Below are 25,262 nucleotides of genomic sequence, written 5' to 3' on the forward strand. Positions count from 1 at the left end.
TGTTCTCTGCCATGGTAAGGAAAGGCATGCTGGCAAGGCCAGCACACTCGGACCACGGTCCGACGGTTCAGCGTGAGGCCGAACCCTAAGGCCCGCAGGCCCTCGGCGGTGCCTTGGGGCGCACTAACCCCGCCTACACAGCGCGGAATTGCGGGTTCCGGATCCCAAATGTGGTCCCAACGGGAGAGGAAACACATGCCGGCGAACGCATCGGATACCGCACGTGCTCTGGAACGCTTCCAACTCATCGCCAACGGCCCAGCACTCTTCAATGCCGTGGTTACCGGTCTGGAGTTGGACATCTTCGGATACCTTGCCCGCCATCCGCACGCCGCCTTCGAAGACCTTGAGAAGAGCACCGGTGTCACAGGCCACAAGCTGAGAGTGCTGCTCCTCGCACTCTGTTCCACCGAACTTGTTGAACGGGCAAACAGCACGTACGCGAACTCACCGCTGGCAAATGAATTGCTGGCCTCGGACCGTGCCGACAGCTGGCGGCACATCCTCATCGGCTGGCAGAGGATCTACTATCCAGCCTTTCCCCACACCACGGACGCACTGCGGTCCGGCACGAACACCGCACTCTCCACCTACCCCGGGTCCGAAAGCACTCTGTACCAGCGCCTGTCCCAACAGCCGGACCTTGAAGCGATCCTGCACAGTTCCATGTCAGCTTTCACACTCCAATCCCTTCCCGCGCTGTTGGACAATCCCGAAGTGGCCACGGTGCGGCATCTGATCGACGTGGGCGGCGGCGCCGGAGTGACGGCCGTCGAGATCGCGACCCGTTATCCGCAGACCGCGGTCACCATCTTCGACATGCCCAGCGTGACTCGGCTCGCTCAGGACGGCATCCCCGCGCACCTGTCGGACCGGGTGCGCCTCAAGGCCGGCGACATCTTCAGCGACGAGCTGCCCGGCGATGCCGACGCCGTCCTCTTCAGCCACTTCCTGGAGGTCTTCTCTCCCGAGGAGATCCTCACCATCCTCCGCAAGGCGTATGACGCTCTGCCACCCGGCGGCAAAATGCTGCTCTACGGTTTCAACGCGACCGAGGAGGAGCAAGGCGGCGTGCTTGCCGCGCGGCTCTCTCTATACCTGAACGTCCTGGCCACGGGGCAGGGCATGGCCTATCCCGCCGCGGACTACGAGAAATGGCTGCGCGAAGTGGGGTGCGGTGAGGTCCGGTCGTACGTAGGTCTGCCGTACGAGCACGGACTCACAGTGGGCACGAAGTAGCTGTGCCCACCGCTGCCGGGTGTCCGTCTACCACCTGACCGGAAGACCGGCCAAGGCATACCGTCCGGAGTCGCCGGCGAAGGAAAGCTCGTGCGGGTCCACGGCGAGCTCCAGCTGCGGGAATCGCCGGAACAGTTCCGCATAGGCGATCCTCATCTCCAGGCGCGCCAGGTGTTGGCCGAGGCATTTGTGGATGCCGTGCCCGAGCGCGAGATGCCTGCTGGCGGCCCGCGCGATGTCGAGCTGGTCAGGGTCCTCGAAGTAGTGGGGGTCGCGGTTCGCCGTGGAGAGCACCAAGGTCACCGCCTCCCCCGCACGGATCTGCCGTCCCCCGAGCTCAAGGTTCTCTCGTGCCGTACGAGGAAGGCCAAAGTGGAACACCGTCAGATACCGGAGAAGTTCCTCAACCGTGTTCTCGATGCCCGCCGCCCCCGCGCGCAGGGCAGCGAGCTGCCTTGGGTGGGTGAGAAGGGCGTAGACCCCGAGTCCCAGCATGCCGGCGACCGAGTCGTGTCCTGCCGTGAGCAAGAGGACGCCCGCTCCCGCGAGTTGCTCATCGCTCAGCTCCGTCCTCGCGGCGAGGTCACCCAGCAGGTCGTCCCGGTGGTGGCTGCGCCGGTACGTGACCAGTTCACGGATCAGTTCCGTCAGCGATCGCAGCGCGGCGGCCCCTTCCTCGGCGGTGGCCCGCAGGCTCAGGAGCATCGCGCTGTCACGCTGGAACCGTGCCCGCTCCGTGTCCGGGACTCCCAACAACTCGCAGATGACCAGGGACGGTATGGGGATGGCGAGATGCTGCACCAGGTCAGCGGGGGGCCCCGCAGCTGCGAGGGCGTCCAAGCGCTCGCAGACGATCTGCTCGACTCTGGGGCGGAGTGCCTCCATGCGCTGCTCGGTGAACCGGCCGGCCAGCAGCCTGCGGAAGAGTGTGTGTTCCGGGGGGTCCATGTCCACGAACCATCCTGGCTGCGCCGACCGCCCGAAGAACAGCTCGGCGCCAGGTCTGCTCACCGGAAGGTGAATGACTTCCGCCCGGGAACTCAACCGGGCATCGCTGAGTGCCGCCCGCACCATCTCGTATCCCGTCACGAGCCAGCCTGTGTGGCCGTCCGGATAGACCATCCGGCATACCGGGGATTCCTGGCGCAGACGAGCGAGATCATCGGGGGGATCCAGCGGGTGACTTCTCCGCACAGGGAAGGTCACAGGGTTGTGGGAGGCTTCGGCCGCTTCATCCCTCAACGTCATGCGCCGATTGTAAGTGAAGAACCGGCACCGGTACAGATACCAGGCAAGAGCGCTAGGAGTCCGACTACAGGCGTTCGCGTATTTACGGCACCACGGCATCCATGAACCGCACGGCACCGCAAGCGGCAGCCTGACTTTTAGGGAGAAAGGACGGCCTTCGGAGCAGTTTTGGTCCGCGGTTCGCGATCTCGCGCCAGACACAAGTTGCGAGCGAGGCTGCCTCCGAACCTCGAACACAGCAGCTGCAGTGACAGGAGGGACTGACATGGCAACCCCGTTTGAATCTGTCAGCGTCGAATCGCTGCACCGGAGACGCACTGCGAAGTGGACCGAGTTCGGCGACACGGTTCTCGCGGCCCAGATAGCGGAGATGGACTTCGATATCGCGGCGCCAATTCGTGACGCACTGACGGAGGCCATGGATCGCGGCGAGTTCGGATATTCGCCCCATCAAATCACTGGTCTGCGCGAGTCCTGTGCAGCGTTCATCGCCGAAAGTTACGGATGGCACCTCGGAATCGACCAGATATTCCTCGTACCGGATGTTCTGGAGGGAGTGTCCAAAGCGCTCGATCTTTTCAGTCGACCGAGTGGCGGCGTCATCGTCCCGACCCCGGCGTTTCCTCCCTTCTTCGAGATCATTGCTTTGACCGGACGCACCCCGGTCCAGGTCCCGATGATCGACCAGGAGACAAAGCCGGCGCTCGACATGGCGGGTATCGACCGCGCTTTAGCCTCCGGAGCTGACACCGTGCTGCTCTGCAACCCCCATAATCCGACGGGCCGCCCCGCAAGCCCCGATGAACTCGAGGAATTGTCACACATCGTGGCGCGCCACGGCGCACGCGTCATCGCGGACGAGGTATACGCCCCTCTTTCCTACCCCGGCAGCCGTCACTTCCCGTATGCTCAGGTCTCGGCAGGGGCCGCCGCGCACTCGGTCACCCTCACCTCAGCTTCCAAGGCTTGGAACATCGCCGGGCTCAAATGCGCGCAAGTCATCCTCACGCACGAGGCCGACCGGGAACGCTGGCAGCGGCTCCCCGTCTTCGCGATCGGTGGTATCAGCCCCTTGGCCATTGCCGCGAGCCAGGCTGCTTACTCGGCGGGGCGGCGCTGGCTACGCGACGTAGTCGCCTATCTCGACGGCAACCGGCACCACTTGGCGAAGCTCCTGGCAACGGAGCTGCCGGAGGCAGGGTTCCGGATTCCCGAGGCCACGTATCTGGCGTGGCTGGACTGCCGTGCACTCGGGATTGCCGAACCGGCGTCGTTCTTCCTCGACCGTGCCCAGGTCGCCCTTAGCGACGGCGCGGCGTTCGGCACCGTGGGCCAAGGTTTCGTACGACTCAACTTCGCCACGTCCCGCCGAGTTTTGACTGAGATCGTCACCGCGATGGGAGCCGCAATAAGGGAACCATGTCCAGGTCGACACGCGGAGCGCCGGTCATCCCCGCACCCTGGATAGGAGGCCGACGTGTCCCCGTGCTACTCGGCCACCCACAATTGGTGCTCGCTCATCGACTTCAGCCATTGGTCGCGGCTTTGCAGATGAGGCAGGTGGGCGGCGCCCGGAATAACCACGAGCCGGGACCTCGGAATTGAGGCGGCCACAGCGGCGCATCCCTCACGTACAGGAGTATCGTTTTCGCCTACCATCACCGTGACCGGAATTCTCAGGCTCCCGAGATCCTGCAACATGGAAGCATGTGTGCCGATTTCCACACCGAGAGCGGCGAAGGCTTCCACATCGCATCGTCCGACGTCGAACCGGTAGCGCGCACGCTGCTCCTCATCGCGTACGGCACGCGAGGGGTCGCCGATCTGCTCAAGAAGTCTGCCGAGGCCGGGCATCCCCCGGCTTCGGCCCAACTCGGCGAGGCGACCGATAACATGCGGGGGAGTCGGATCCGTCGGTTCCGCCGTGGTGTTCAACAGCACCATAGACCGGACCCGCTCGGGGCGAGCGAGGGCATAATGCATGGCTACGATTCCACCGAGAGAGTGCCCGAGCAGATCCACCGTGTCGAATCCGCGGGCCGCGACAAAACCTTCTACATCGGCCACGAGATGACCGATGGTGTAGGCGCTCTGGCTGCCGATGTGGGTGCTCTGGCCGTGGCCTCTGTGGTCGAAAGCAATCACGTGTTGGATCGCGGAGAGTTCGTCGGCGGTGCTCGCCCAGTCACTCCGACTGCTCAGGAATCCATGCAGCAGGAGCAGCGGCGGAGTCGATCCGTTTATGCCCCATTCGTCGAAAGCCAAGTCCACGCCATTGACATGCTCGATCATCCCCACAGCATATCCGCGGAACAGGAGGATGCGCGAGCCTCGTCAGGACAAATTTCCCATCACTCGGGGCACGTTGGTCTGCTAATTTTTCATCCGAGGCGTTTCCGTTCCGGAGGGTCATGAGATGCAGCAACCTCTGACAATCGGCAAGTCCGCATGGGTTCCCGTGGCAAGCTGCCACGGACATCGCTCCATCTGGCCCAGCGGTCGGACACTCCCCGTGGGATGGAGGGCAGTAGGCGGTGCCACCGACCGCGAGGACGCTCTCGACGCGGCCGTGCGTTACCACGGTTCACCGGAGGGATCGGACAGTTCACCACCCTCGCGATCCGTCGGGGGCGGCGACGGGACCGTCGACTCCGCATTCTTCCGGCAGGCCGGGGAGACTCCCGCGCACACCGCGGTGCTGAGCTCAGCGGGGGGCCTCTCCTACCGGCAACTCGCCCTCCGCGCACAACAGATACGCGCCAGCTTGGAGCAGATGGGGGTGGGCCGGGGCGCGTTCGTCGGCGTCTGCCTGGACCGGGGCACCGAGGTACCGGCGGTCCTGCTGGCCATCCTCTCGGCGGGCGCGGCGTATGTGCCGCTCGGCAGTCAACTGCCGAGCTCCCGGCTGCGGTTCATGGCTCGCGACGTCCGCATGACGCTTGTAGTGGCGGATACCAAGTACGTCGAGGCTCTCTCGTGTACGGGTGTGCGCACGGTAACGACCGCCGATTTCCCGGACGTACCGGCCCAGTGGCGGTCTGGTGCGAGCAGTCCGGACGATCTCGCTTACGTGATGTACACCTCCGGCTCCACAGGGCACCCCAAAGGCGTCGAGGTCACCCACCGCAACGTGCTGACCTTCCTTTCCGCGATGAGCGAGCTACTTCCGGCCGGCGCCCCCCGGCGAGTGCTGTTCAGTACCCAACTGTCATTTGATATAGCGGGACTTGAGATCTACCTCCCGCTGGTCCATGGCGGCACCTGCGTCGTGGCGCCCTACACCTGGCTGTTCAACGCGCGCTCCATCGCCTCGTTGATCAACTCCTCTGCGCCTTCTCTCGTCCAGGCGACCCCTTCAGGGTGGCGGTTGCTCCTCGACGCTGGCGTCTCCCTCACTCAGGAGCAAACCGTCCTGTGCGGAGGCGACGCACTGCCGCCCGCACTCGCCGAGCGACTGGCCGGCCTGCCCGGCGACGCCTTCAACGTCTACGGCCCCACCGAAGCCTCAATCTGGGCCACGGCCTGGCGCATCACCGGCCCCCCCGTCAAGGTCGGCGCCGCGCTCGGCCATGCCCGCGTCCACGTACTGGACGACAACCTAGTCCCGGTGCCCGAGGGGCAGGAGGGCGAAGCTTATATCGCAGGCCCGGCCGTGGCGCGGGGGTACCACGGACAGCCTCGCCTGACAGCGGACCGCTTCCTCCCTGACCCATACGGCGAGGACGCGGGCCTACGCATGTACGCGACGGGGGACATGGTGCGCCGCGTCGACGGTGCGCTGCAGTGGCTCCGGCGCCGTGACACGCAGGTCAAAGTCAACGGGCACCGGATCGAACTCGGCGAGATCGAGACCGCGGCCGTGGCCTGTGAGGGCGTGCGAGAGGCGGCAGCGGTTCTCTGTGATGGGGCGTCCGGCCCCGAACTGCGGCTGTATGTCGTCGGCCCGCTGGACACTCCGGAGATGGGTCGGCTCCTGCGCGCACGACTGCGGGCCCTGTTGCCCGCGGCGATGCTGCCCAAGACCGTGAACTTTCTCGACGACCTGCCATTGACCAGCAATGGGAAAGTCGACAGACGATCACTCAGGGAGCGTTCAGCCGATGCATGTACTGATCACAGCGGCACACCCGGACGACGTTGATTTCTCCTGCGGCGGCACGGTCCGCTCTCTGGCGAACGGCGGAGCCGCCATCACCCTCGTCGTGGCGACGAGCGGGGACGCCGGTGTGCCGGACGGGGCAGAGGGGGCGTCCCTGCGGGAAAGGGAACAGGAAGCCGCTGCAAAGATCCTGGGCATCGAGGCCGTGCGGTTCCTGCGCCTTCCCGATGGCGACGTCGAGCCGACACGCCAGCTGCGCCGCCGACTGACCTCCGCCATCCGTTTGTGCCGACCCGGCCTGGTCATCACTCACACGCCGACGCGCAATCTACGCAGCGTGCGGTCGAGCCACCGCGACCACCTGGCGGTAGGTCAGGCCACTCTCGAAGCCGTTTACCCCGACGCACGCAACGGTCTGGCCCATCCCCGCCTTCTGGAGCAAGGGCTCGCACCCCATACGGTGCCAGAGGTCTGGCTTCACGGCACCGACACGCCGGACTTCACTGTCGACATCACCACCACATTTGACAGCAAAATGCGGGCCGTGAACTGCCACGCGTCCCAGAAGGCCGCCGTCGGGGACTCGCCGGAGGAGTTCTTCCGCGAGTGGGGAGCCGGAGTGGCGGCACGGCACGGACTGCCGCGAGGGCGGCTCGCCGAGGAGTTCATGCGACTGGACACCCGCTGACCTCACTCCTGCCGGTTTCATCTCCCTAGCCCGGCGTTCGCACGACCAACCCCCTGACCATCACCAACGACGGATCTGTCAGCAGCACTGGTTCGACCAAGGGGTTGCCCGGAACCGCGATGACGTCGGCGTCCGCGCCTGGGAACAAGTGGCCCTTACGCTGCCCGACTCCGCATGCCCTGGCTGCTTCCAGCGTCGCCGCCACCAGCGCGTCGGCCGCTGGGAGTCCCGCCGCCACCAGAGAGACGACGCTCCAGGCGTGGCTGTCGTGGCGCAGGCCCTGTTTCACACCCGCATCGGTTCCCGCGGCGATGCGGACTCCGGCTTCGTGTAAACCGGCGACGATCGAGGAACGCCAGGAGAAATGCGGCGGGTCCCATTCGACCCCTGGTCGGACCACATAGGTGGGCGAAACCCAACGCTTCGACTGGGCCAGCTCTTCGATGAGGGAATCGTCCCTGTCGAAGACGGTTTCACTCGCGAAGGTGCAGTGCTCGATCGTGTCCACCCCCGCGTGCAGCGCCAGGCGTATTCCCTGCGTCGAGTGGGCATGCGCGGCAACGCGCCGCCCCTGGGAATGGGCGGCCGCTACCACGGCCTCCACTGTTTCGGCGGAGAACTGAAGCTGTCCGGGATCGGAACTCCCCGTGAGAATGCCCCCGGTCACCATCACCTTGATCAGGTCCACTCCATGCGCGCAGTGCCGCTTCACCGCCGCCACGGCGGCTTCCGTGTCACGGACCTCCCCACCGAGGTAATGGCAGTGCCCGGAGGGAGAAGTCAGCGGCGGCCCGGACGAGACGATCGTAGGCAGATCAGCTGTACCGCTCTGTGCGAGCCGCCGCGCGAGGTAGTTCCGGTCGCCGAGATCGCGGATGGTGGTGACGCCTCGGGAACTCGCCAGCCTGGCACGCCGCGTCATTCCTGCGAGGAGCTGCGCGTCGTCCTGCGCGAGTAGGTGGCTGACGCAATCGGGTTGCTCCGGATCGAAACACAGGTGCACGTGGCTGTCCACGAGCCCGGGGACGAGAAAGTGATCCGGCAGCTCGATCTCGGTCGCACCCCGAGCGGCGTTCGGTACGTCAGGCCCTGTCGCGATGATCCGGGACCCCTCGACCACCAGGCAGCCCGGCCTGACGATGTCGCGAGTGAAGACGTCGAACAGTCCTGCGGCCCTGAGCACGATGGTCATGCACCGTCTCTACCAGACGGTGGTCGCGCTGTCGATGCCCCCCAACTCTCGCTGGGCCAGGGCCCATCGGACCGACGCGAGCACCGCGTCCCCCCACGTCATGACCACACGACCATCCATGTAACAGCACTTATACAACCGCTGTTACAATTCTCCCATGGGCGAAAACCATGCACTCGACCCCACCCAGCAAAGCCTGTGGCGTCCCCTGCGCCTGCTCCAGGCCTCGATGGATGCGGACATCTTCCAGATCTACTCGGAAAGGCGGATCGAAGGACTCAAGCCGAGCTTCGTGCTGGAGGTGCTTCGCCTCCATGCCTCCGGGCCAATGACCATCACGGAGCTGGCCGAGTCGGTCGACCGGACGCACTCGGCGCTCAGCCAGAAGGTGGCCGCCATGCGCGCGGCTGGCTGGGTCCGAACCGTCGCGGGTGACGACGCTCGCAGCAAGAAGGTGACGCTCACTGAGCGGGCCCTCGCGATCGTCGACCGCTTGGGGGCGGAGTGGCGCGCCACCGAGGCAGCCCTCGCGGAGATCGAGGCAGAGATCCCTTACCCGCTCAGCCAGGTCGTCGCCGATATCGAGCAGGCCCTCGATCGCAAGTCCTTTCACGATCGGATCGCCGAAAAGCTGGCCCAGGACCCCGCATGGCGCTGAAACACGTACTGCTCGATGTGGCCCCACTGCGATCGTCACCGCCGTTCCGGCGACTGTGGATCGGTCAGACCTTATCCGGGCTCGGCAGTCAGATGACGATCATCGCCGTGATGTTCCAGGTCTGGCAGACCACCGAGAGCACCGTGTGGACCGGCGCGGTCGGCCTGGCACAGGCGATCCCGCTCGTCGCGCTTGGGCTCTTCGCCGGCTCGATCGTCGACCGCGTCGACCGGCGCAAGTTCTACCTGATCGCGACCAGTGGCCAAGCCATCTGTTCACTCGCGCTGGCGCTTCAGGGATTTCTAGGACACCTGCCGGTCGGCGGGGTACTGGCGCTGGTCGCGCTGTTGTCCTGCTTCACCGCCGGGGCCGGCCCGGCATCCCGCACGTTCATCCCCCACCTCCTGCCCAAGCGTCAGTTGGCCGCCGGTCTGGCGCTACGCCGAATCGCGTTCCAGGGCGCCGTGCTCATCGGGCCCGCCCTGGGCGGGCTGATCACGGGTGGGCTGGGCGTGGGCGCGTGCTACGTGATTGACGCGCTGACGTTCAGCGCCGCGCTCTACGGTGGGTTCGGCTTGCCGCCGATGATCCCCGGCGACGAGCCCGCCCGGCCCGGTCTGAGGGGGGTCCTGGACGGCCTGTCCTTCCTGGTCAAGACCCCCGTCATCCGTGGCGCCCTGATCACAGACCTGGCCACCACCGTGCTATCGATGCCGATCAGCCTGTTCCCTCTCATCAATTCGGAACGGTTCGGGAACAACCCGCGCACGCTCGGGCTCTTCCTCACCGCCATTGCCGTCGGCGGCGGCGCCGCCTCACTCTTCTCCGGCGCCTTCACCCGGCTCGCCCGCCCCGGTCTGGTCATGCTGGGAGGATCCGCCGCCTGGGGCCTCTCCCTCACGCTGTTCGGCATGTCGTCTGATCCATGGGCCGGGCTGGCGTTCCTCGCCCTGGCCGGCGCTGCCGACACCGTTTCCGTGGTGTCCCGGAGCACGATCGTGCAGATGCACACACCAAGCGAACTGCTGGGCCGCGTCAGCGCCGCTGAGCAAGTCGTCGGGGAAGCTGGGCCTGACATCGGCAACATGCGGGGCGGTCTCGTCGCGGAAGCCACGTCAGGCGCGACAGCCCTGATCAGCGGCGGCCTGCTATGCGTCGGTGCCATCATCGCGGTGGGAGCCACCACCCCCAGTCTGCGGTGGTCGTCCAGGACGTTGTCCTCTCCTGCGGCTTCGAGCGGCACCTAAGGGCTCGCAGAGAATTAACTTGTGGGTTCCGGGACTTGACCTCCCAGGTCAACGCACTGCTCGCACGCATGTTGTTCTTCTGCGAGCCCTAGCTTGACTCTGTCGGGGATCTTGGTGGTCTGTTCAGTCTCTGGCGGACCGCCAAGATCTCGGCCGGGTGATTCCGCGCTGGTCCAGGTAGATCTGGAAGGCGGTCGGCGGCCGGGACGGGGGTGCTTGTCCGGTCGGCGGCCGTCGGCTGAGGCGCTCGATGTTTGCGGCGATGGCTGTGAACACGTGCTGTAAGTGGGCTTTGTGTTGTCCCCGGTAGCGGCAGTGCCGTATGCCGTGTCCGTGGGCGAGCTCGTTGATGGTGCCTTCCACTCCGGAGCGCACCGCGTAGCGGGCCTGCCATTCGGGTGTCTGCTGCTCGGCACGGACGCGGAGTTGCAGGTCACGGAGTTCTCGCGGGGGAAAGCCCACGCTCCGGGCGCTGTCGGCGGTGGTCCTGCAGCGGCCTCGGTGACCAGTTCCAGCCGGGTCAGGTCGCGCACTGCGGCCAGGACGTGGGTGGAGTCCGTGCGCTGGGTGGTGCGCTCGCGGACGAGACCGGCCTCCTTCAGGCGCGCGAGCGCAAGGTCGAGGAGACGGTCGGCTCGGCCGTCCTCGGCCAGACGCTCACGGAAGTCACCCAGCACGCTGTGGTGGAAGCCGGGATCGTCCAGTTCTATGGCCAGCGCGTACTTGAAATCGATGCACGACTGCAAGATCGCCCCTTCCACCTACTACGCCCACCACAAACGTCGGAGCACGCCGTCGGCCAGGACCGTGCGGGACGCCGAGCTGAAGGAACAGATCAGCGAGGTCTTCAAGGCCAACTACCACGTCTACGGGGCGAGGAAGATCTGGCGTGAGCTGAACCGGCAGGGCCGCCGCGTGGCCCGCTGCACCGTCGAACGCCTGATGCGTGAACTCGGCATCACTGGGGCGGTCCGTGGTAAACGCGTGATCACTACCTGCCCGGCGGGCAGGCCGAACGGGCGCCGGACCTGCTGGACCGCGACTTCGTCGCTGCCGCCCCGAACCGCTGCTGGGTCGCGGACTTCACCCACGTGAAGACCTGGGCCGGTGTTGTCTATGTCGCCTTCGTCGTGGACACGTTCTCCCGCCGGATCGTCGGCTGGTCCGCGGCCGCCGTGAAGGAAACGGTCTTCGTCCTGGACGCCCTTGAGATGGCCGTGTGGCAACGTGACCGCGACCAACACCCAGTTCAGCCAGGCGAGTTGATCCACCATTCGGATGCCGGGTCGCAATATACGAGTTTCCGGCTCGCCCAGCATCTGGACGCCGCCGGCATCGCCGCCTCGATCGGATCGGTCGGCGACGCCTACGACAATGCCCTGATGGAGAGCACGATCGGCCTGTACAAGACCGAGCTGGTCAAGCCCCGACGGCCCTGGAAGTCGCTCTCCCAGGTCGAGTTGGCCACCGCAGAGTGGGTTGACTGGTACAACCACCGCCGACTCCACGGTGAGATAGGGCACGTTCCGCCCGTCGAGTACGAAGCCAACCACTACATGGAATCCACGAAACCGCAGGTTACAACCATAATCTGAGATCTCTATCGAACCCGGGGCGGTTCAGTCCGGCAGTGGTCAAGAGCTTGTTCTGGCCTTGTGGTCGAAGAGTTTGCTGAGGTTGTGGACCGCTCCGAGGAGTTTGATCTCGGTGTCCACGCCGTCTTGTCCGCGGTAGTTGAGCCGACGTCCGAAGCGTTGGAAGAGCTGGGCGAATCCGGGTTCCACCAGGGCACTTCGTTGTCGGTACTGCTGCCGGCCCAGAGGTGTGGCGAGGCGGGCTGCCATCTCGTGCTGGCCGCCGCGAGGGCCTTCGCGTTTCGCTTCGAAGCCTGCCTGGTGGGCCTCGCTGGTCACGGAGACAAGGAGCGGGAGACCAGCGAGGGCCTCGAATGCCGAGGTAGAGGCGTCTCCGCTGTCGGCGAGCCAGAGCAGGATGGGATGTTCTATCCCGGCGGCAAGGCGGTTGACCTGTGTCTTGTTCACCATGGGGACGAGGGCTGTCATGTCGGACGGGTTGTCCTGAACCTCGATCGCCAGGAGGAGCTGGCGGCGGGCGCAAGCTATCTGGATGTTGTACTGCCGTCCCGATGCCCCGCGACCTGTTTGACGGTCCGCGGGATCGCCGCTGGGTCCCGAACGCGGACCGCACCGCGCTGGTCTCGCTGCCCGGCACCGCCGAAGGCTGAAGCCAGAACTCACTGCCCGGCGGCGATTGCGCCGGCAGCACCGCAGCGTGGGCACACCGGGCTCTGCTCCTCGCGCGCAGGCGGCCCGAGCCGCACATCCTTGCTACCGCGTGCTCGCCGACGGCACCGAGGTCGGCGCCGTCGCCCCCGTCCGGCAACGCAAGACCAACACCGTCCGGTGGACCGCCACCCACCGGCGGCGCACGCTCGGGCGCGGCCCGGCCCACGCCGGCCGGGACACCGCCGCCCGGGCCGTGATCACGGCGGAAGGCTCCTGGGTGCCGCTGCCCGACCTGGACGACAACGCCTACCAGCGCATCCCGGCGGAACTGCGCAGCACCCTCCACAGCGCAGCCGAGCGCGTCGACCTGCGGCGCGGACGCCTCGCCCAGATCCAGCCCGGCGCCTACCGCCAGCAGCTCCATGCCGCGATCGGCCAGGCTCGGCGCACGGACAGTCGTCGGATCCGCGGCCAGCACCTGACCGTCCTGCTCAACGCCGCCCGTGATGTCGACGTTCCAGTTTTTCGGCTCTGTCGACGATCTTGTGATGCTGTCCGGCTGAACTGGGCATCTACCGGGTGTGCGGTCAGGGGATTTGGGGCGGTTGCTGCCTCATTTAGCGGGTGTGGTCGTGGAGCCCGTCGAGCGGGTGGCCGTGGTGGTCACGTTTCGTACATCGTGCCGGACGCTCCCGGCGAGATGTACGTCCTGTGCGATGCCTCGTCCCTCTGATGGATGAATGAAAAAGACGTTGGTGACCAGCTCGCTGACCACCAGCTGGGTCAGGTCCATCGCGCGTGCGGACACCGGCAGGCCGTGCTCGGCCTGCACGCGGGTGAGGAAGTCCACCGCGCGGTGGCGCGCCTCGGCGATGCAGGATCCGTCGCCGTCCAAGGCGATGGTGTCTTGTACCGGAGGGGCGTCAGGCATGACGCTGTCCTCACCATCGGGGACTGATCCCGCCGGATCCACCCCGAGCCGGTGATCGGAACGGACACGTGAACCGGTGCCCGGCGTCCATCCCTCCCACCACGACGCCCGAGCGTCACAGCCGCAGCAGGTGCTCACGCGTCGCACCTGTGCGCGGGGCGGCCCGATCCGCCGCTGATCGAGGGGGGATCCGTCGCGGCGTCGCCGCCCGGGGAGGTTGAGCCAGCAGGCACCGACCGGGATGAACACGTGCCTGATGCGGGGGTGATCCTCGAGCCAGGTTCGGGTGGACACGCTGTTGTGCGAGGACAGATTGTCGGTGATCACATAGATGTCCCCGACGGGGTTGGCATCCTCTACCAACTGAAGGAATTGCTGGTAGAAGGCGCTGTTGCGGGAGGTGGCGGTCATCGTGAGCTGGTCCGCAGGAGTAGTCGATCTCGTTCTTGATGCGGTGTCCGTCCGGTGACCAGCCCGGTGCCGGCGGGAAAGTGCGTGGGATCACCGGGCCGAGCTCGTCGGCGCAGACGACCGTCGCGCCGGCGGGCGGGCTGGTGTAGAGCTCGACGATCCGCGTCCTTTTCCCGCGAAGTCCGCATCTCTCGGGCGTGTCCACGAGCGCGTGCGCCGCCAGCGCACGCCCTCGGCCAGCAGGATGCGGCGCACCTGGGAGCGGCTGACCTCGATTCCCAGGTCCTGGGCCGCGGCAGCTAGTGCGTCCAAGGTCCACTCCGAGGGTCCCGACTCGTCCGCGGCCCACATCTCGTTCGACGGCTGCACCTCAAGCCGGCCGGGCGGGGTCTGCTTGACCATCGCGATGATCCGGGAGCGCTCGGCCTCGGTGATCCGTCGCTTGCGGCCCTGCCCGCCCAGATCCTCCAGGCCATCAAGCCCCAAGCGGTTGAAGCGGTGCAGCCAGCGGCGCACCGTCCTCTGACTGCACCTCAGCTCGTCGGCGATCTGCGGGACCAGCCAGCCGTCCCAGCTCAGCTCCACCATCCGGCACCGCTCCACCAGAACCTTCGGCGCCTTCCTGGCAGCCGCCAGACGGTGGACCACCGCCTGCTCGCCCTCATCACGGCCCGGCCGTACCCGTAACACCATCGTCCAGCACCCGCCCCCGAGCACCCGCAACCACCCCGCTACCAGCAGCTATACCCACCGAAAGCGGAATTCAGCACTAGTCAAGCCGGCAAGCACCGACTGTCCGCACCCCACTATCACGCCCCTGGTCGACGGCAGGCATGTCTCGTATGCGGCGGGCCAGGCGCCGCACACTGGAGAACGGCAAGCCGATCGCGTTCCGCTGCCGTCAAAGTGACTCTTCGGCGCCAGCCCGGCGACAGGTGATCTCATAGCCGCTTGCGGTGATGGCGATATGATCACTCACTGGGCGCCGCCCTTCGGCTCGATGAGCACAGAGGCCGGGTTGAAGTAGCCCTGGTTTCTGCCAGGTACGAAGCCTGCTGGCCGTCCCTGCCGGGCGCGCACCAGGGTAACCGTGGCCAGCATGTCCAGAATCTTGCGTCGCCGTTCAAGGGAGTACACCTCACGCCACCAGGCCAAGGCATCGTCCGGGTCGGCAGCATGCCGCCGGGCGAGTTCCGGGCGGTCCACGTCACCGAGCTGGTCTGATCCTCTCGCTGAGGCCGCGAACGCTACCGCCTCAGCGATCTCCTTCTCGACGACCCCAATCCTCTCCCTGAGCTTGCGGGATGCGGCGCGGTACTCGACGGGGTCGGCGTCGTCATCGTCAGCGAAGGCGGATGCGAGGGCATCGAGGCGGGCGGTAAGGGTTGCGTGCCGAACGGTCAGGGCAGCCGAGTCCGGACCGGTGATGACCGTCGGCGTCTGGAACAGGTCGTAGGCGTCGACTCGACAGAGACGGGCCACGATGACGCGCTCGACAAAGTTGTCGATAGGGGCGGCGATCCGGCTCACGTGACCTCCTTGGGTGCAGCGGTACAGCTGGGGCTGTCCGCTCTTGGCCCCACCCGGTCGGACTACGGCACCGCAGTGGCACCGGTAGAGGCCGGAGCCGAGATATCGCACAGTCTTGCCATCGTGCTGTGCACTGAGATGTGTGTAGCGGGCGGGGTCGGTCAGCACGGTGCGCACTGCGAGCCACGTGTCGTACTCCAGGATCGGCTCCCACTGGGCGGAACCCACGTCCTGGCCCTTGTGCGCAATGCGTCCAGCGATGCGCGGGGAGAGCAACATCTTGCGCAGACTGGGCACCGTCCACGGGTTGCCGCGCGGTGTGGTCACCTTCTTCGCGTTCCACGCCCGGCAGATGCCAGCGAGGGTCAGGCCCGTCTCCGGGGCGGCGGAACGGGCGAGCACAGAGTTCGCCGCATCGCGAATGAGCTCGGCTTCACGTGGATCAATCTGGGGGACCTGCGGGGCCTCCCCCTTCGCATGCGGACGGACCTTCTGGTAGCCGAAAGCGCGGGGGCCACCGTGGTTGGTGCCCGCCGCGCGGAGGTCTTCCTTCTTGTCGCGCATACGTTCCTTGGCGCGTTCCACCTCATGAGTCGCCACGGCCGCCAGCATGCGCGCCACCATCCGGCCGGAGGCGGAAGTGAGGTCAAGTGCGCCAGTCTCGACCGGGTAGACCATCGCGTGCGTCTTCTCGACGACATCGATGAGTGGCTCAAGGTCGCGGCTCTGGCGGTACAGGCGGTCGGTGTGCAGACACAGCACAGCATTCGCCGCTCCGGAGACGAGCATGTCGACAGTCTCATCGTACGCGGGCCGGTCGGCCCGTTGACCGTTCTTCCCCATGGCAGTGCGGTCGTCGTCAACCTTCACGGCCACAATGTCGACACCCAATCGGGCAGCAAGTTCGCGGCAGCGCCTCACCTGTGACGGAGTGTTGGCCGACCCATCAGACAGCCGGGCATAGATGACCCCCCGTATCCGGGAGTTCGCGGTGATAGCCATACTTCACAATATGCCTTGATCATGCTCTTGGAGAACTCCAACGACAGCGCCTGGCTGGCCAACGCGGACCGGCCGCTGACCGGCTACGAGCGGATCTTCGGCACGGTCGGCACGCCGCGTTCGCTGCGCACCCGGGGCGCGATCGAGGACGTGGCGGCGCTGGCCGGCAAGGGCCGTCTGACCGTACGGGACCTCCAGGCACAGCAGTTCGCCAACCGGGTGCCCGCGGCCGGTCTGGCCGTGTCCGACGCGGCGAAGGCGTGTGCCGCGTTGCCGGGCGGTACGGCGACGGGCAGTGCCGGCACGGCCGTCGACGTGCGTGAGGCGTGCGGGGTGCTCGCGGCGTGGGACCGCTCCATGGACACCGGCAGCCGGGGCGCGCTGCTGTTCGACCGGTTCTGGCGGAGACTGACGGCGACCGTGCCGGCGGCCCAGTTGTGGAAGGTGCCGTTCTCGGCCGCCGATCCGGTCCGCACCCCGCACACGCTGAACACGGGTGCGCCGGGCTTCGCCACGGCCCTCGCGGACGCGGTCGCCGAGCTGCGGGCGGCCGGCATCGCGCTGGACTCCCGGCTCGGGGAGCACCAGTTCGTCGTGCGGAACGGCCGGCACCTCCCCGTGCACGGCGGCACCGAGTCGCTGGGCGTGTGGAACAAGGTGGAGCCCGTGTGGAGTCCGGCGTCCGGCGGCTATCCGGAGGTGACGACCGGGTCCAGCTACGTGCAGGCCGTGGGCTGGGACGGCGGCCGCTGCCCGGTGGCCCGCACGCTGCTGACGTACTCCCAGTCGTCGAACCCGGACTCGCCGCACTTCAGCGACCAGACGCGGCTGTTCTCGGGTGAGCGGTGGGTGACGTCCCGGTTCTGCGAGAAGGACGTCCTGTCCGCGCCCGGACTGCGGATCGTCCGGGTACGCGAACGCTGACCGCGGCGTCGGCGCGTACCGGCGTCGACCGCCGGCGTCCGGGCCCCGGGCGCCGACGCTGTGGTCCCGTCACCCATGTGGCGGGACCACACGGCCCGTCAGGCCGAGACATGGCCGAGCTTGTCCGGGTTGAGGATCGCGTAGATGCCCCCGATGCGGCCGTCGCGTACGTCGACCGTGACCACCTGGTCGACCCCGTCGACCGTCAGGGCGACGGCGGGCCGGCCGTTGACGTGCACGGGACGGGCCGATCCGAACGGGTGGCGGGCGGTCAGGCCGGTGACGAACGTGATGACCTGGTCGCGGCCCTCGATCGGCCGCGGGGCGGCCCTGACCCTGCCGCCGCCGTCGTTCCAGGCGCCCACGTCGTCGGCCAGGATGTCGGCCAGCGTGGCCCGATCGCCGCTCTGCGCCGCCTCCAGGAAGCGCGTCAACAGTTTGGCGTGTGCATCATCCGCAAGAGTGAACCGGTCACGTCCGGCGGCGAGTCGGCGGACGGCCCGGAGGTGTGTCTGGCGGCAGTTGGTCTCGGTGGCGTCGAGGATGCGGGCGGTCTCGCCGTAGCCCAGTCGGAAGGCCTCGCGCAGGACCAGCACCGTCCGCTCGGGCGGTGACAGCCGCTCCATCAGATGGACGGTGGCGTAGGCCACGGTGTCCCGCAGCTCGGCCGTGTCCAGCGGGCCGAGCGCGTCGGTGGCCACGGGTTCGGGCAGCCAGGGCCCGGGGTACGCCTCGCGGGTCGTCCGCACCGTCCCGAGCTGGTCGAGGGCGAGCCGCGAGACGACGGTGACGAGGAAGGTCCGGGGTTCTCGGGTCCCGGCGCGATCGGTGCCGGTCCACCGCAGACGGGCGGCCTGGACGATGTCCTCGGCCTCCCGCATGCTGCCGAGCAGCCGGTAGGCGAGCCCGAGCAGCAGGGGACGGTAGGTCTCGAACTGCTCGGTCGCCGGTTCCGGGGTTTCCAATGCCCGTGTCCTTCCCAGTCGTTCGACGGACGGTCTGATGTGTGCGGTGGGCGCGTCCAGCGCGCGGTGACCGCCCCAGTCAACTCCGCCGCGTACCCGTCGCGCCACCCGGTGTGACGAGGAGGCCGATTCGGGGTAAGGGCCACGCGCGCGTTGCCCGCACCGAGCGGTCCGTGCGGGAAGGCCACGCTTCCGCCACCGACCGCGACCGGGAGAGGGCGGCGGGCGCCTTCTCGGGCGGGGGCCCGCCGAGCGGGCACACCGGTTCGGGCAGCCGTGCGTGCGAGGGGTACGGGGGTGTCGTCGACGACGGTGAGCGGACCGCCCACCGGTTTGCCGGGCGCGATGGCCCGCGTCCAGGGCGTGGGTGGAGGAAGCACCCAGCACCGGCCGGCGTCCACTGCGTCCAGGGCCGCCGCCACCCTTGGGCGTCCCGTCACACGGGCCGGGCGCGCCCCTGCCAGTACGGGTCCCGCAGCCGCCGCTTGTAGAGCTTGCCGTTGGGGTCGCGGGGCATCTCGGCGACGAAGTCGACGCTCTTGGGCCGCTTGTACCCGGCGAGCCGCTCGGCGCAGTGGCCGAGGAGCGCGGCGGCGAGGGCGGGGCCGGGCTCATGGCCGGGCGCCGGTTCGACGACGGCCTTGACCTCCTCGCCCCAGTCGTCGTGCGGGATGCCGAAGGCGGCGGCGTCGGCGACGGCGGGGTGGGCGAGCAGGGCGGACTCGATCTCGGCCGGGTAGATGTTGACCCCACCCGAGATGATCATGTCGATCTTGCGGTCGCGCAGGAACAGGTAGCCGTCCTCGTCCAGGTGACCGAGGTCGCCGACGGTGAAGAAGTCACCGATACGGTTCTTCCGCGTCTTGGCCTCGTCCTTGTGGTAGGAGAAACCGCCGGTGTTCATCTTCAGGTACACGGTGCCGAGTTCGCCCGGAGGGAGCCGGTTGCCGTCGTCGTCGAAGATCGCGAGTTCGCTGATCGGCCAGGCCTTGCCGACGGTGCCCGGCTTCTTCAGCCAGTCCTCGGCGGTGGCGAAGGCACCGCCGCCCTCGCTGGCCGCGTAGTACTCCTCCACGCAGTGGCCCCACCAGTCGATCATGGCCCGTTTGACGTGGTCGGGGCAGGGGGCGGCGCCGTGGATGGCGTGGCGCATGGAGGAGACGTCGTAGCGCGCCCTGACGTCGTCCGGCAGCGCCAGCAGGCGGTGGAACTGGGTCGGGACCATATGGGTGTGCGTGCACCGGTGGGTGTCGATGAGACGGAGCATCTCCTCGGGCGTCCACTTGTCCATCAGCACCAACTGGTGGCCGATGTGCAGGGACGCGCCCGCGAACTGGAGGACGGCGGTGTGGTAGAGCGGCGAGCAGACGAGGTGCACGTTGCCGTCGAACGGACGGATGCCGAAGATGCCGAGGAAGCCGCCGAGGTACGCCTCCTCGGGCGGCTTGCCGGGCAGCGGGCGCCGGATGCCGCGCGGGCGGCCGGTGGTGCCCGAGGTGTAGTTCATGACCCAGCCGAGGGTGCGGTCGGCGGGCGCCGACTCCGGCTGCCCGTCGAGGAGTTCGGCGTACGGCCGGAAGCCCTCGACGGTGCCGACCGCGTATCGGTGGGTGGCGGGCAGGCGGGCCTCGTCGGCGGCGTGACGGGCGGGGCCGGCGAAGCGTTCGTGGGCGAGGAGCACCTTGGCGCCCGAGTCGGACACGATCCACGCGATCTCGGGGCCGACGAGGTGGTGGTTGACGGGGACGAGGTAGAAGCCGGCCTGACTGGCGGCGAGGTAGGCGGCGAAGAACTCCGGGCCGTTGGGCAGCACGACCGCGAAGGCGTCGCCCCGTTCCAGTCCGGCGGCGCGCAGGCCGTGGACGAGACGGTTGGCGGCGGCGTGCAGACGTCCGGCACTCCACTCGGCGCCGTCGGGGGCGACCATGACCGTGCGGTCGGGATCCTGGACGGCCTGGGCCCAGAAACCGACGGGAGGTGTGCTGGTCACTGGCCGCTCCTTCCGGCGACGCGGTTGACGCGGTCGACGGCTCGCTCGAAGCTGCTGGTGAGGTCGTCGAAGACGGCCCGCACGCTGCGTTCGCTGGTCATCCGTCCGACGATCTGGCCGACGGGTGTTCCCAGCAGCGGTTCGACCTCGTACTTCTGGATGCGGGAGACCGCGTCGGCGACCAGCAGCCCCTGCAACGGCATGGGCAGCGTGCCGGGCCCGTCGGGGTCGTCCCAGGCGTCGGTCCACTCGGTGCGCAGCTGCCGGGCGGGCTTCCCGGTGAGGGCGCGGGAGCGGACGGTGTCGCCGGAGCCGGCCGCGAGCAGCTTGCGGGTGAGGGCGGACGAGTGGAGGTCGGCCTCCGTGGTGGTCAGCCACAGGGAGCCCAGCCACACCCCCTGGGCGCCGAGCGCGAAGGCCGCCGCGACCTGCTGCCCGCTGCCGATGCCGCCGGCGGCCAGCACGGGCAGCGGATCGACGGCCTCGACGACCTCGGGCGTGAGCACCATGGAGGCGATCTCGCCGGTGTGGCCGCCGGCCTCGTAGCCCTGGGCGACCACGATGTCGATGCCCGCCTCCTGGTGCTTGCGGGCGTGCCGGGCGCTGCCCGCGAGCGCGGCGACGAGCACGTCCTGGTCGTGGGCGCGGGCCACCACGTCGGCGGGCGGGGAGCCGAGCGCGTTGGCGAGCAGCCGGATCGGATAGTCGAAGGCGACGTCGAGCTGGTTGCGGGCGACCTGCTCCATCCATCCGGTGATGCGCCAGCCGGAGGCCTCGCCCTCGGCGAGTTCGGGCACCCCGTGCTTGGCGAGGGTGTCCTGGACGAACTGCCGGTGTCCCGCGGGGATCATCGCCTCGATGTCGGCCTCGGTGACCCCTTCCACCTTCCTCGCGGGCATGACGACGTCGAGGCCGTACGGCCTGCCGTCGACGTGCGCCTCGATCCAGTCGAGGTCGCGCCTGAGGTCGTCGGGGGCGGTGTAGCGGACCGCGCCGAGCACGCCGAAGCCGCCCGCCCGGCTGATGGCCGCGGCGACGGCGGGGAACGGCGTGAAGCCGAAGACGGCGTGCTCGATTCCCAGTGTCCTGCTCAGCTCCGTCTGCATGGGCGCAGGATGCCGCAGTCCTCCGGACGACGGAAGAGGTTTCCTGATGCTCCGTCAGATTTTTCGGAACCGGCCCGCCCCGTTGACACGCCGCACGGCCTGACCCGAAAGTTTCACAGCGCACGGTGATCCCGGAAAGATACTTTCAGGCAGCGGGAGGTTCACCCATGACCGAGGACGCGGGCGGCAAGGCCCCGGACGGACGCGGACCGAGCCGGCGTCAACTGGGCCGAAGAGCGCTGGCCCTGGGCGGCGCGCTCGCCATCGCCCCCTTCCCGGCCGGACCGGCGCCCGCCGCCACACGGTCCGCGCGCCCCACGCTGCGCCGCGGCTCCCCGGAACGCGCCGGCCTGCTCCCCGCCCACCTGCGCCAACTGGTCACCGACGCCGAGGCGTTCCTCGCCCCTTCCCCCAGGCGTCCCTGGTACGCGGGCGCCGTGCTGCTCGCCGGACGGGGCGGCACCGTGGCGCTGCACCAGCCGATCGGCATGGCGGTGCGCTACCAGGCGTACGACGAGAAGACCGACACGGGCGTCGAGTTCCCGGCCGACCGGCAGATCCCCATGGCCGAGGACACCGTCTTCGATCTCGCCTCGGTGTCGAAGCTGTTCACCTCGATCCTCGCCGTCCAGCAGATCGAGCGGGGCGCGCTGGAGCTGGAGGGAAAGGTCGCCGGGTACCTCCCGGACTTCGGCGCGGCGGGCAAGCAGGACATCACGATCCGTCAGCTGCTCACCCACACCTCGGGTTTCCGCGCCTGGATCCCGCTGTACAGCGCGCCGACGTACGAGGAGAAGCTGCGGCTCGTCTGGAACGAGGCCCCCCTCAACGCGCCCGGCTCCACGTACCTCTACTCGGACCTCAACCTGATCTCGCTCCAGCTGGTGCTGGAGCGGATCACGGGACGCCGCCTGGACACCCTCCTCCACGACGAGGTCACCGGGCCGCTCGGGCTGCGACACACGCGCTACAACCCGCCCGCGTCCTGGAAACCGCGGATCGCGGCCACGGAGGACGCCCGCAAGCCCTGGTCCGGTCTGGACCGCGGGCTGGTGTGGGGCGAGGTGCACGACGAGAACGCCTTCAGCCTCGGCGGAGTCGCGGGCCACGCGGGCGTCTTCTCCGACGCCTGGGACCTGGCCGTGCTCGCCCGGACGCTGCTCAACGGCGGCGTCCACGGCCGGGCCCGCGTCCTGCGCCCGGAGTCGGTGGAGCTGATGTTCACCGACTTCAACACCGCCTTCCCCGGCGACGAGCACGGCCTCGGCTTCGAGCTCCACCAGCACTGGTACATGGGCGCGATGGCCACTCCGCGCACGGCCGGCCACACCGGCTTCACCGGCACCTCGCTGGTCCTCGACCCGACCACCGACTCGTTCCTGGTCGTGCTCGGCAACTCCGTGCATCCGGTGCGCACCTGGCGGTCCGGCTCCGCGCCCCGGGTGGCCGCCGGGAACGCCCTGGCGCGTGCCGTCGCGGTACGCCCCGCGCACGGACGTGCCGCGTGGTTCTCGGGCATGGCGAGCGCCACGAGCGCCACCCTCACCCTGCCCGCCCTCGACACGTCCGCGGGCGGAGCGCGGTTGCGCTGTGCCGTGTGGTGGGACATCGAGCAGGCGGACGTGCTCGTCCTGGAGGCCACGACGGACGGGGGCGAGAGCTGGCAGCCGGTGCCGTTCACGACGAAGCGGCCCGGTGAGCCGGCGCGACCGCACCCGGCGGGCACGGCCACCGGCTGGTCGGGGCGGGTGTGGCACCGCCTCACGGCCGCGCTGCCGGCCGCGAGCCGGGTGAGCGTGCGCTGGAGGTACGCGACCGACCGGCTGTACGTCGGCCGCGGCGCCTACGTCGACGGACTGCGCGTCGAGGCGGCGGACGGTGTCCTCTTCGACGAGGCACGCCCGGCCGACTCGGCGCGGATCGAGACGGCGGGCTGGACGGCATCCGCCGACTGACGGCCGCGCCGCGCGCGGGCCGGGGCGCGGACGGGCGCCGACGCCGGAGCGGTGCCGGGACCGGAGCTGGCGCCGGAACGGTGCCGGAACCGGAACGGTGCCGGACCGGAGGGTGCCGGAACCGGAGCCAGGTCCGGAGGCGGAAGCGGGAGCCGTGGACTCAGCCACCCAGCCCCTCCGCCACGGACACCGAACCGGCCCTCAGCCACCCAGCCCCTCCGCCACGGACACCGGCCCTCAGTCGGCGAGCACCTCACCCTCCAGTACGGCCATCGCCGCGTTGTGCCCCGGCACCCCGCTGACGCCGCCCCCGCGCACGGCACCCGCTCCGCAGAGCAGCACGTTCGCGTGCCCGGTCTCCACACCCCAGCGGCCCGTGTCCTGCTGGGCGTACGGCCAGGCGAGCTCCCGGTGGAAGATGTTGCCGCCGGGCAGGCGCAGGTCCCGCTCCAGGTCGAGGGGGGTCTTCGCCTCGATGCAGGGCCGTCCGTCCGCGTCGGTCGCCAGGCAGTCGGTGAGCGGCTCGGCGAGGTGGGCGTCCAGCTGGGCGAGGGTCGACTTCAGGAGGGCGTCGCGTACGGCGTCGTTGTCCCGTTCGAAGAGCCGGGCGGGGGTGTGCAGGCCGAAGAGTGTCAGGGTCTGGTAGCCCTGTTCGACGAGGTCGGGACCGAGGATCGTCGGGTCGGTGAGCGAGTGGCAGTAGATCTCGGAGGGCGGGGCGACGGGCAGTTCGCCGGACGCGGCCTGGGCGTGGGCGGTGGCCAGCTGCTGGTAGCCCTCGGCGATGTGGAAGGTGCCGGAGAACGCCTCGCGCGGGTTCACCGCGTCGTCGCGCAGTCGCGGCAGCCGCTCGAGGAGCATGTTCACCTTGAGCTGGGCGCCCTCGGCGGGGGCCGGCGGCCGGTCGCCGGTGAGCCTGGCCAGTTCCTGCGGGGAGGCGTTCACCAGGACGTGGCGGGCGGCCACGACCCCCTCGCTGTCACCCGTCCGGTAGGCGACCTCGGCGGTGCGGCCGTCCGTGTCGATCCGCACGGCCTCGTGCCCGGTGGCCAGGACCGCGCCCGCCGCGCGCGCCGCCGCGGCCAGGGCGTCGGTGAGGGCTCCCATGCCGCCCACGGGCACGTCCCAGGCGCCGGTGCCACCGCCGATGACGTGGTAGAGGAAGCAGCGGTTCTGCCGCAGCGTGGGGTCGTGAGCGTCGGCGAACGTCCCGATGAGGGCGTCGGTGAGGACCACGCCCCGCACCAGGTCGTCGCTGAAACGGTCCTCGACGGCCACCCCGAGCGGTTCCTCGAACAGGGCCCGCCACGCCTCCTCGTCGTCCACGCGGCGGCGCAGCTCGTCGCGGGTGGGCAGCGGCTCGGTCAGCGTCGGGAAGACCCGCTGGGCGACGCGGCCGGTCATGCCGTAGAACCGCTGCCAGGCCTCGTACTCGCGCTCCCCGCCGGTGAGCCGGGCGAACGCCTCCCGGGTGCGCCGCTCGCCGCCGCCGACCAGGAGTCCGGTCGGCCGGCCGTCGCGCTCGACGGGGGTGTACGACGAGACGGTCCGGGTGCGGACCCGGAAGGTCAGGCCGAGATCACGCACGATCTTCTTCGGCAACAGGCTGAGCAGGTACGAGTAGCGCGACAGCCGTGCGTCCACGCCGGTGAACGGACGGGTGGAGACGGCGGCGCCGCCCGTGCGGTCCAGCCGCTCCAGGACCAGGACGGAGCGTCCGGCCCGGGCCAGGTAGGCGGCGGCGACGAGGCCGTTGTGGCCGCCGCCCACGATGACGGCGTCGTACGTCCGGTGTCCCTCGTGTGCAGGCATGGTTCTTGGTAACACGGGG

At 68.7% G+C, this 25,262-nt stretch carries 21 protein-coding genes and 2 pseudogenes; 10 read left to right on the plus strand and 13 right to left on the minus strand.

The window, feature by feature from the left end:
- Positions 1-195: 195 nt before the first annotated feature.
- Positions 196-1,239 carry a methyltransferase gene (locus QQS16_RS06705; RefSeq protein WP_286060685.1) on the plus strand — a complete coding sequence of 348 codons (1,044 nt, stop codon included), beginning with the start codon at positions 196-198 and terminating at the stop codon, positions 1,237-1,239.
- A gap of 27 nt (positions 1,240-1,266) precedes the next feature.
- On the opposite strand, the gene QQS16_RS06710 is transcribed toward QQS16_RS06705, so the two are convergent.
- Positions 1,267-2,250, minus strand: coding sequence for a cytochrome P450 (locus tag QQS16_RS06710; RefSeq protein WP_286060686.1), 984 nt, complete (start codon positions 2,248-2,250; stop codon positions 1,267-1,269).
- Positions 2,251-2,752: 502 nt separating this feature from the next.
- Here QQS16_RS06710 and QQS16_RS06715 point away from each other — a divergent pair.
- A complete protein-coding gene (locus tag QQS16_RS06715; RefSeq protein WP_286060687.1) occupies positions 2,753-3,955 on the plus strand; it encodes a MalY/PatB family protein in 1,203 nt (400 codons plus the stop codon).
- A gap of 20 nt (positions 3,956-3,975) precedes the next feature.
- Here QQS16_RS06715 and QQS16_RS06720 read toward each other — a convergent pair whose 3' ends face one another.
- On the minus strand, positions 3,976-4,779 hold the full coding sequence (locus QQS16_RS06720) for an alpha/beta fold hydrolase (protein ID WP_286060688.1): 804 nt from the start codon (positions 4,777-4,779) through the stop codon (positions 3,976-3,978).
- Between the two features lie 124 nt (positions 4,780-4,903).
- Between QQS16_RS06720 and QQS16_RS06725 the strand changes: the two genes are divergently transcribed.
- Together QQS16_RS06725 and QQS16_RS06730 are read left to right on the plus strand one after the other, a co-directional pair.
- Positions 4,904-6,628 carry an amino acid adenylation domain-containing protein gene (locus tag QQS16_RS06725; RefSeq protein ID WP_286060689.1) on the plus strand — a complete coding sequence of 575 codons (1,725 nt, stop codon included), beginning with the start codon at positions 4,904-4,906 and terminating at the stop codon, positions 6,626-6,628.
- Positions 6,588-7,274, plus strand: a complete 687-nt coding sequence (locus QQS16_RS06730) for a PIG-L deacetylase family protein (protein WP_286060690.1) — start codon at positions 6,588-6,590, stop codon at positions 7,272-7,274. Before QQS16_RS06725 ends, QQS16_RS06730 begins: the two co-directional genes overlap by 41 nt.
- Positions 7,275-7,299: 25 nt before the next feature.
- On the opposite strand, the gene QQS16_RS06735 is transcribed toward QQS16_RS06730, so the two are convergent.
- A complete protein-coding gene (locus QQS16_RS06735) occupies positions 7,300-8,466 on the minus strand; it encodes a metal-dependent hydrolase family protein (protein WP_286060691.1) in 1,167 nt (388 codons plus the stop codon).
- Between the two features lie 157 nt (positions 8,467-8,623).
- On the opposite strand from QQS16_RS06735, the gene QQS16_RS06740 reads away from it, so the two are divergent.
- On the plus strand, positions 8,624-9,124 hold the full coding sequence (locus tag QQS16_RS06740; protein WP_286060692.1) for a MarR family winged helix-turn-helix transcriptional regulator: 501 nt from the start codon (positions 8,624-8,626) through the stop codon (positions 9,122-9,124).
- Positions 9,115-10,371: an MFS transporter gene (locus QQS16_RS06745; protein WP_286060693.1), complete on the plus strand. Its 1,257-nt coding sequence runs from the start codon at positions 9,115-9,117 to the stop codon at positions 10,369-10,371. The genes QQS16_RS06740 and QQS16_RS06745 overlap by 10 nt, the downstream gene beginning before the upstream one ends.
- Positions 10,372-10,494: 123 nt before the next feature.
- Here QQS16_RS06745 and QQS16_RS06750 read toward each other — a convergent pair whose 3' ends face one another.
- On the minus strand, positions 10,495-10,833 hold the full coding sequence (locus QQS16_RS06750) for a transposase (protein ID WP_286060694.1): 339 nt from the start codon (positions 10,831-10,833) through the stop codon (positions 10,495-10,497).
- Between the two features lie 35 nt (positions 10,834-10,868).
- A pseudogene (locus QQS16_RS43900) lies at positions 10,869-11,105 on the minus strand (transposase); the annotation flags it as partial.
- On the opposite strand from QQS16_RS43900, the gene QQS16_RS06760 reads away from it, so the two are divergent.
- Entirely contained in the window at positions 11,104-11,466 is a 363-nt protein-coding gene (locus tag QQS16_RS06760; RefSeq protein ID WP_502963890.1) for an IS3 family transposase, read from the plus strand. The pseudogene QQS16_RS43900 and the gene QQS16_RS06760 sit on opposite strands and share 2 nt — an antisense overlap.
- On the plus strand, positions 11,403-11,966 hold the full coding sequence (locus tag QQS16_RS06765) for an IS3 family transposase (RefSeq protein WP_286066240.1): 564 nt from the start codon (positions 11,403-11,405) through the stop codon (positions 11,964-11,966). Before QQS16_RS06760 ends, QQS16_RS06765 begins: the two co-directional genes overlap by 64 nt.
- A 39-nt stretch (positions 11,967-12,005) precedes the next feature.
- On the opposite strand, the gene QQS16_RS43505 is transcribed toward QQS16_RS06765, so the two are convergent.
- The 4 genes from QQS16_RS43505 to QQS16_RS06785 all read right to left on the minus strand — a co-directional run bounded on the left by QQS16_RS43505 (position 12,006) and on the right by QQS16_RS06785 (position 16,491).
- Entirely contained in the window at positions 12,006-12,671 is a 666-nt protein-coding gene (locus tag QQS16_RS43505; RefSeq protein ID WP_353479661.1) for a transposase, read from the minus strand.
- Between the two features lie 559 nt (positions 12,672-13,230).
- Positions 13,231-13,959 (minus strand): hypothetical protein, encoded by a 729-nt coding sequence (locus QQS16_RS43905; RefSeq protein ID WP_502963772.1) that lies wholly within the window; start codon positions 13,957-13,959, stop codon positions 13,231-13,233.
- Positions 13,960-14,049: 90 nt separating this feature from the next.
- Positions 14,050-14,652, minus strand: coding sequence for a helix-turn-helix domain-containing protein (locus QQS16_RS06780; protein WP_286060697.1), 603 nt, complete (start codon positions 14,650-14,652; stop codon positions 14,050-14,052).
- A gap of 282 nt (positions 14,653-14,934) precedes the next feature.
- Entirely contained in the window at positions 14,935-16,491 is a 1,557-nt protein-coding gene (locus tag QQS16_RS06785) for a recombinase family protein (protein WP_286060698.1), read from the minus strand.
- On the opposite strand from QQS16_RS06785, the pseudogene QQS16_RS06790 reads away from it, so the two are divergent.
- Positions 16,456-17,415: pseudogene (locus QQS16_RS06790) on the plus strand (penicillin acylase family protein); the annotation flags it as partial. The gene QQS16_RS06785 and the pseudogene QQS16_RS06790 sit on opposite strands and share 36 nt — an antisense overlap.
- 98 nt (positions 17,416-17,513) lie before the next feature.
- On the opposite strand, the gene sigJ reads toward QQS16_RS06790, so the two are convergent.
- The 3 genes from sigJ to QQS16_RS06805 form a co-directional block, all read right to left on the minus strand.
- Positions 17,514-18,380 (minus strand): RNA polymerase sigma factor SigJ, encoded by an 867-nt coding sequence (gene sigJ, locus QQS16_RS06795; protein ID WP_286060700.1) that lies wholly within the window; start codon positions 18,378-18,380, stop codon positions 17,514-17,516.
- A gap of 436 nt (positions 18,381-18,816) precedes the next feature.
- The gene (locus tag QQS16_RS06800) at positions 18,817-20,370 is read right to left on the minus strand and encodes an acyl-CoA synthetase (protein WP_286060701.1); all 1,554 of its coding nucleotides are present in this window, start codon (positions 20,368-20,370) and stop codon (positions 18,817-18,819) included.
- Positions 20,367-21,476, minus strand: coding sequence for an NAD(P)H-dependent flavin oxidoreductase (locus tag QQS16_RS06805; RefSeq protein ID WP_286060702.1), 1,110 nt, complete (start codon positions 21,474-21,476; stop codon positions 20,367-20,369). The genes QQS16_RS06800 and QQS16_RS06805 overlap by 4 nt, the downstream gene beginning before the upstream one ends.
- A gap of 167 nt (positions 21,477-21,643) precedes the next feature.
- On the opposite strand from QQS16_RS06805, the gene QQS16_RS06810 reads away from it, so the two are divergent.
- Positions 21,644-23,431, plus strand: coding sequence for a serine hydrolase domain-containing protein (locus QQS16_RS06810; RefSeq protein ID WP_286060703.1), 1,788 nt, complete (start codon positions 21,644-21,646; stop codon positions 23,429-23,431).
- Between the two features lie 237 nt (positions 23,432-23,668).
- Here QQS16_RS06810 and QQS16_RS06815 read toward each other — a convergent pair whose 3' ends face one another.
- On the minus strand, positions 23,669-25,243 hold the full coding sequence (locus QQS16_RS06815; protein WP_286060704.1) for a phytoene desaturase family protein: 1,575 nt from the start codon (positions 25,241-25,243) through the stop codon (positions 23,669-23,671).
- Between the last annotated feature and the right edge of the window lie 19 nt (positions 25,244-25,262).

This window comes from Streptomyces sp. ALI-76-A, assembly GCF_030287445.1.
Classification (GTDB): domain Bacteria; phylum Actinomycetota; class Actinomycetes; order Streptomycetales; family Streptomycetaceae; genus Streptomyces.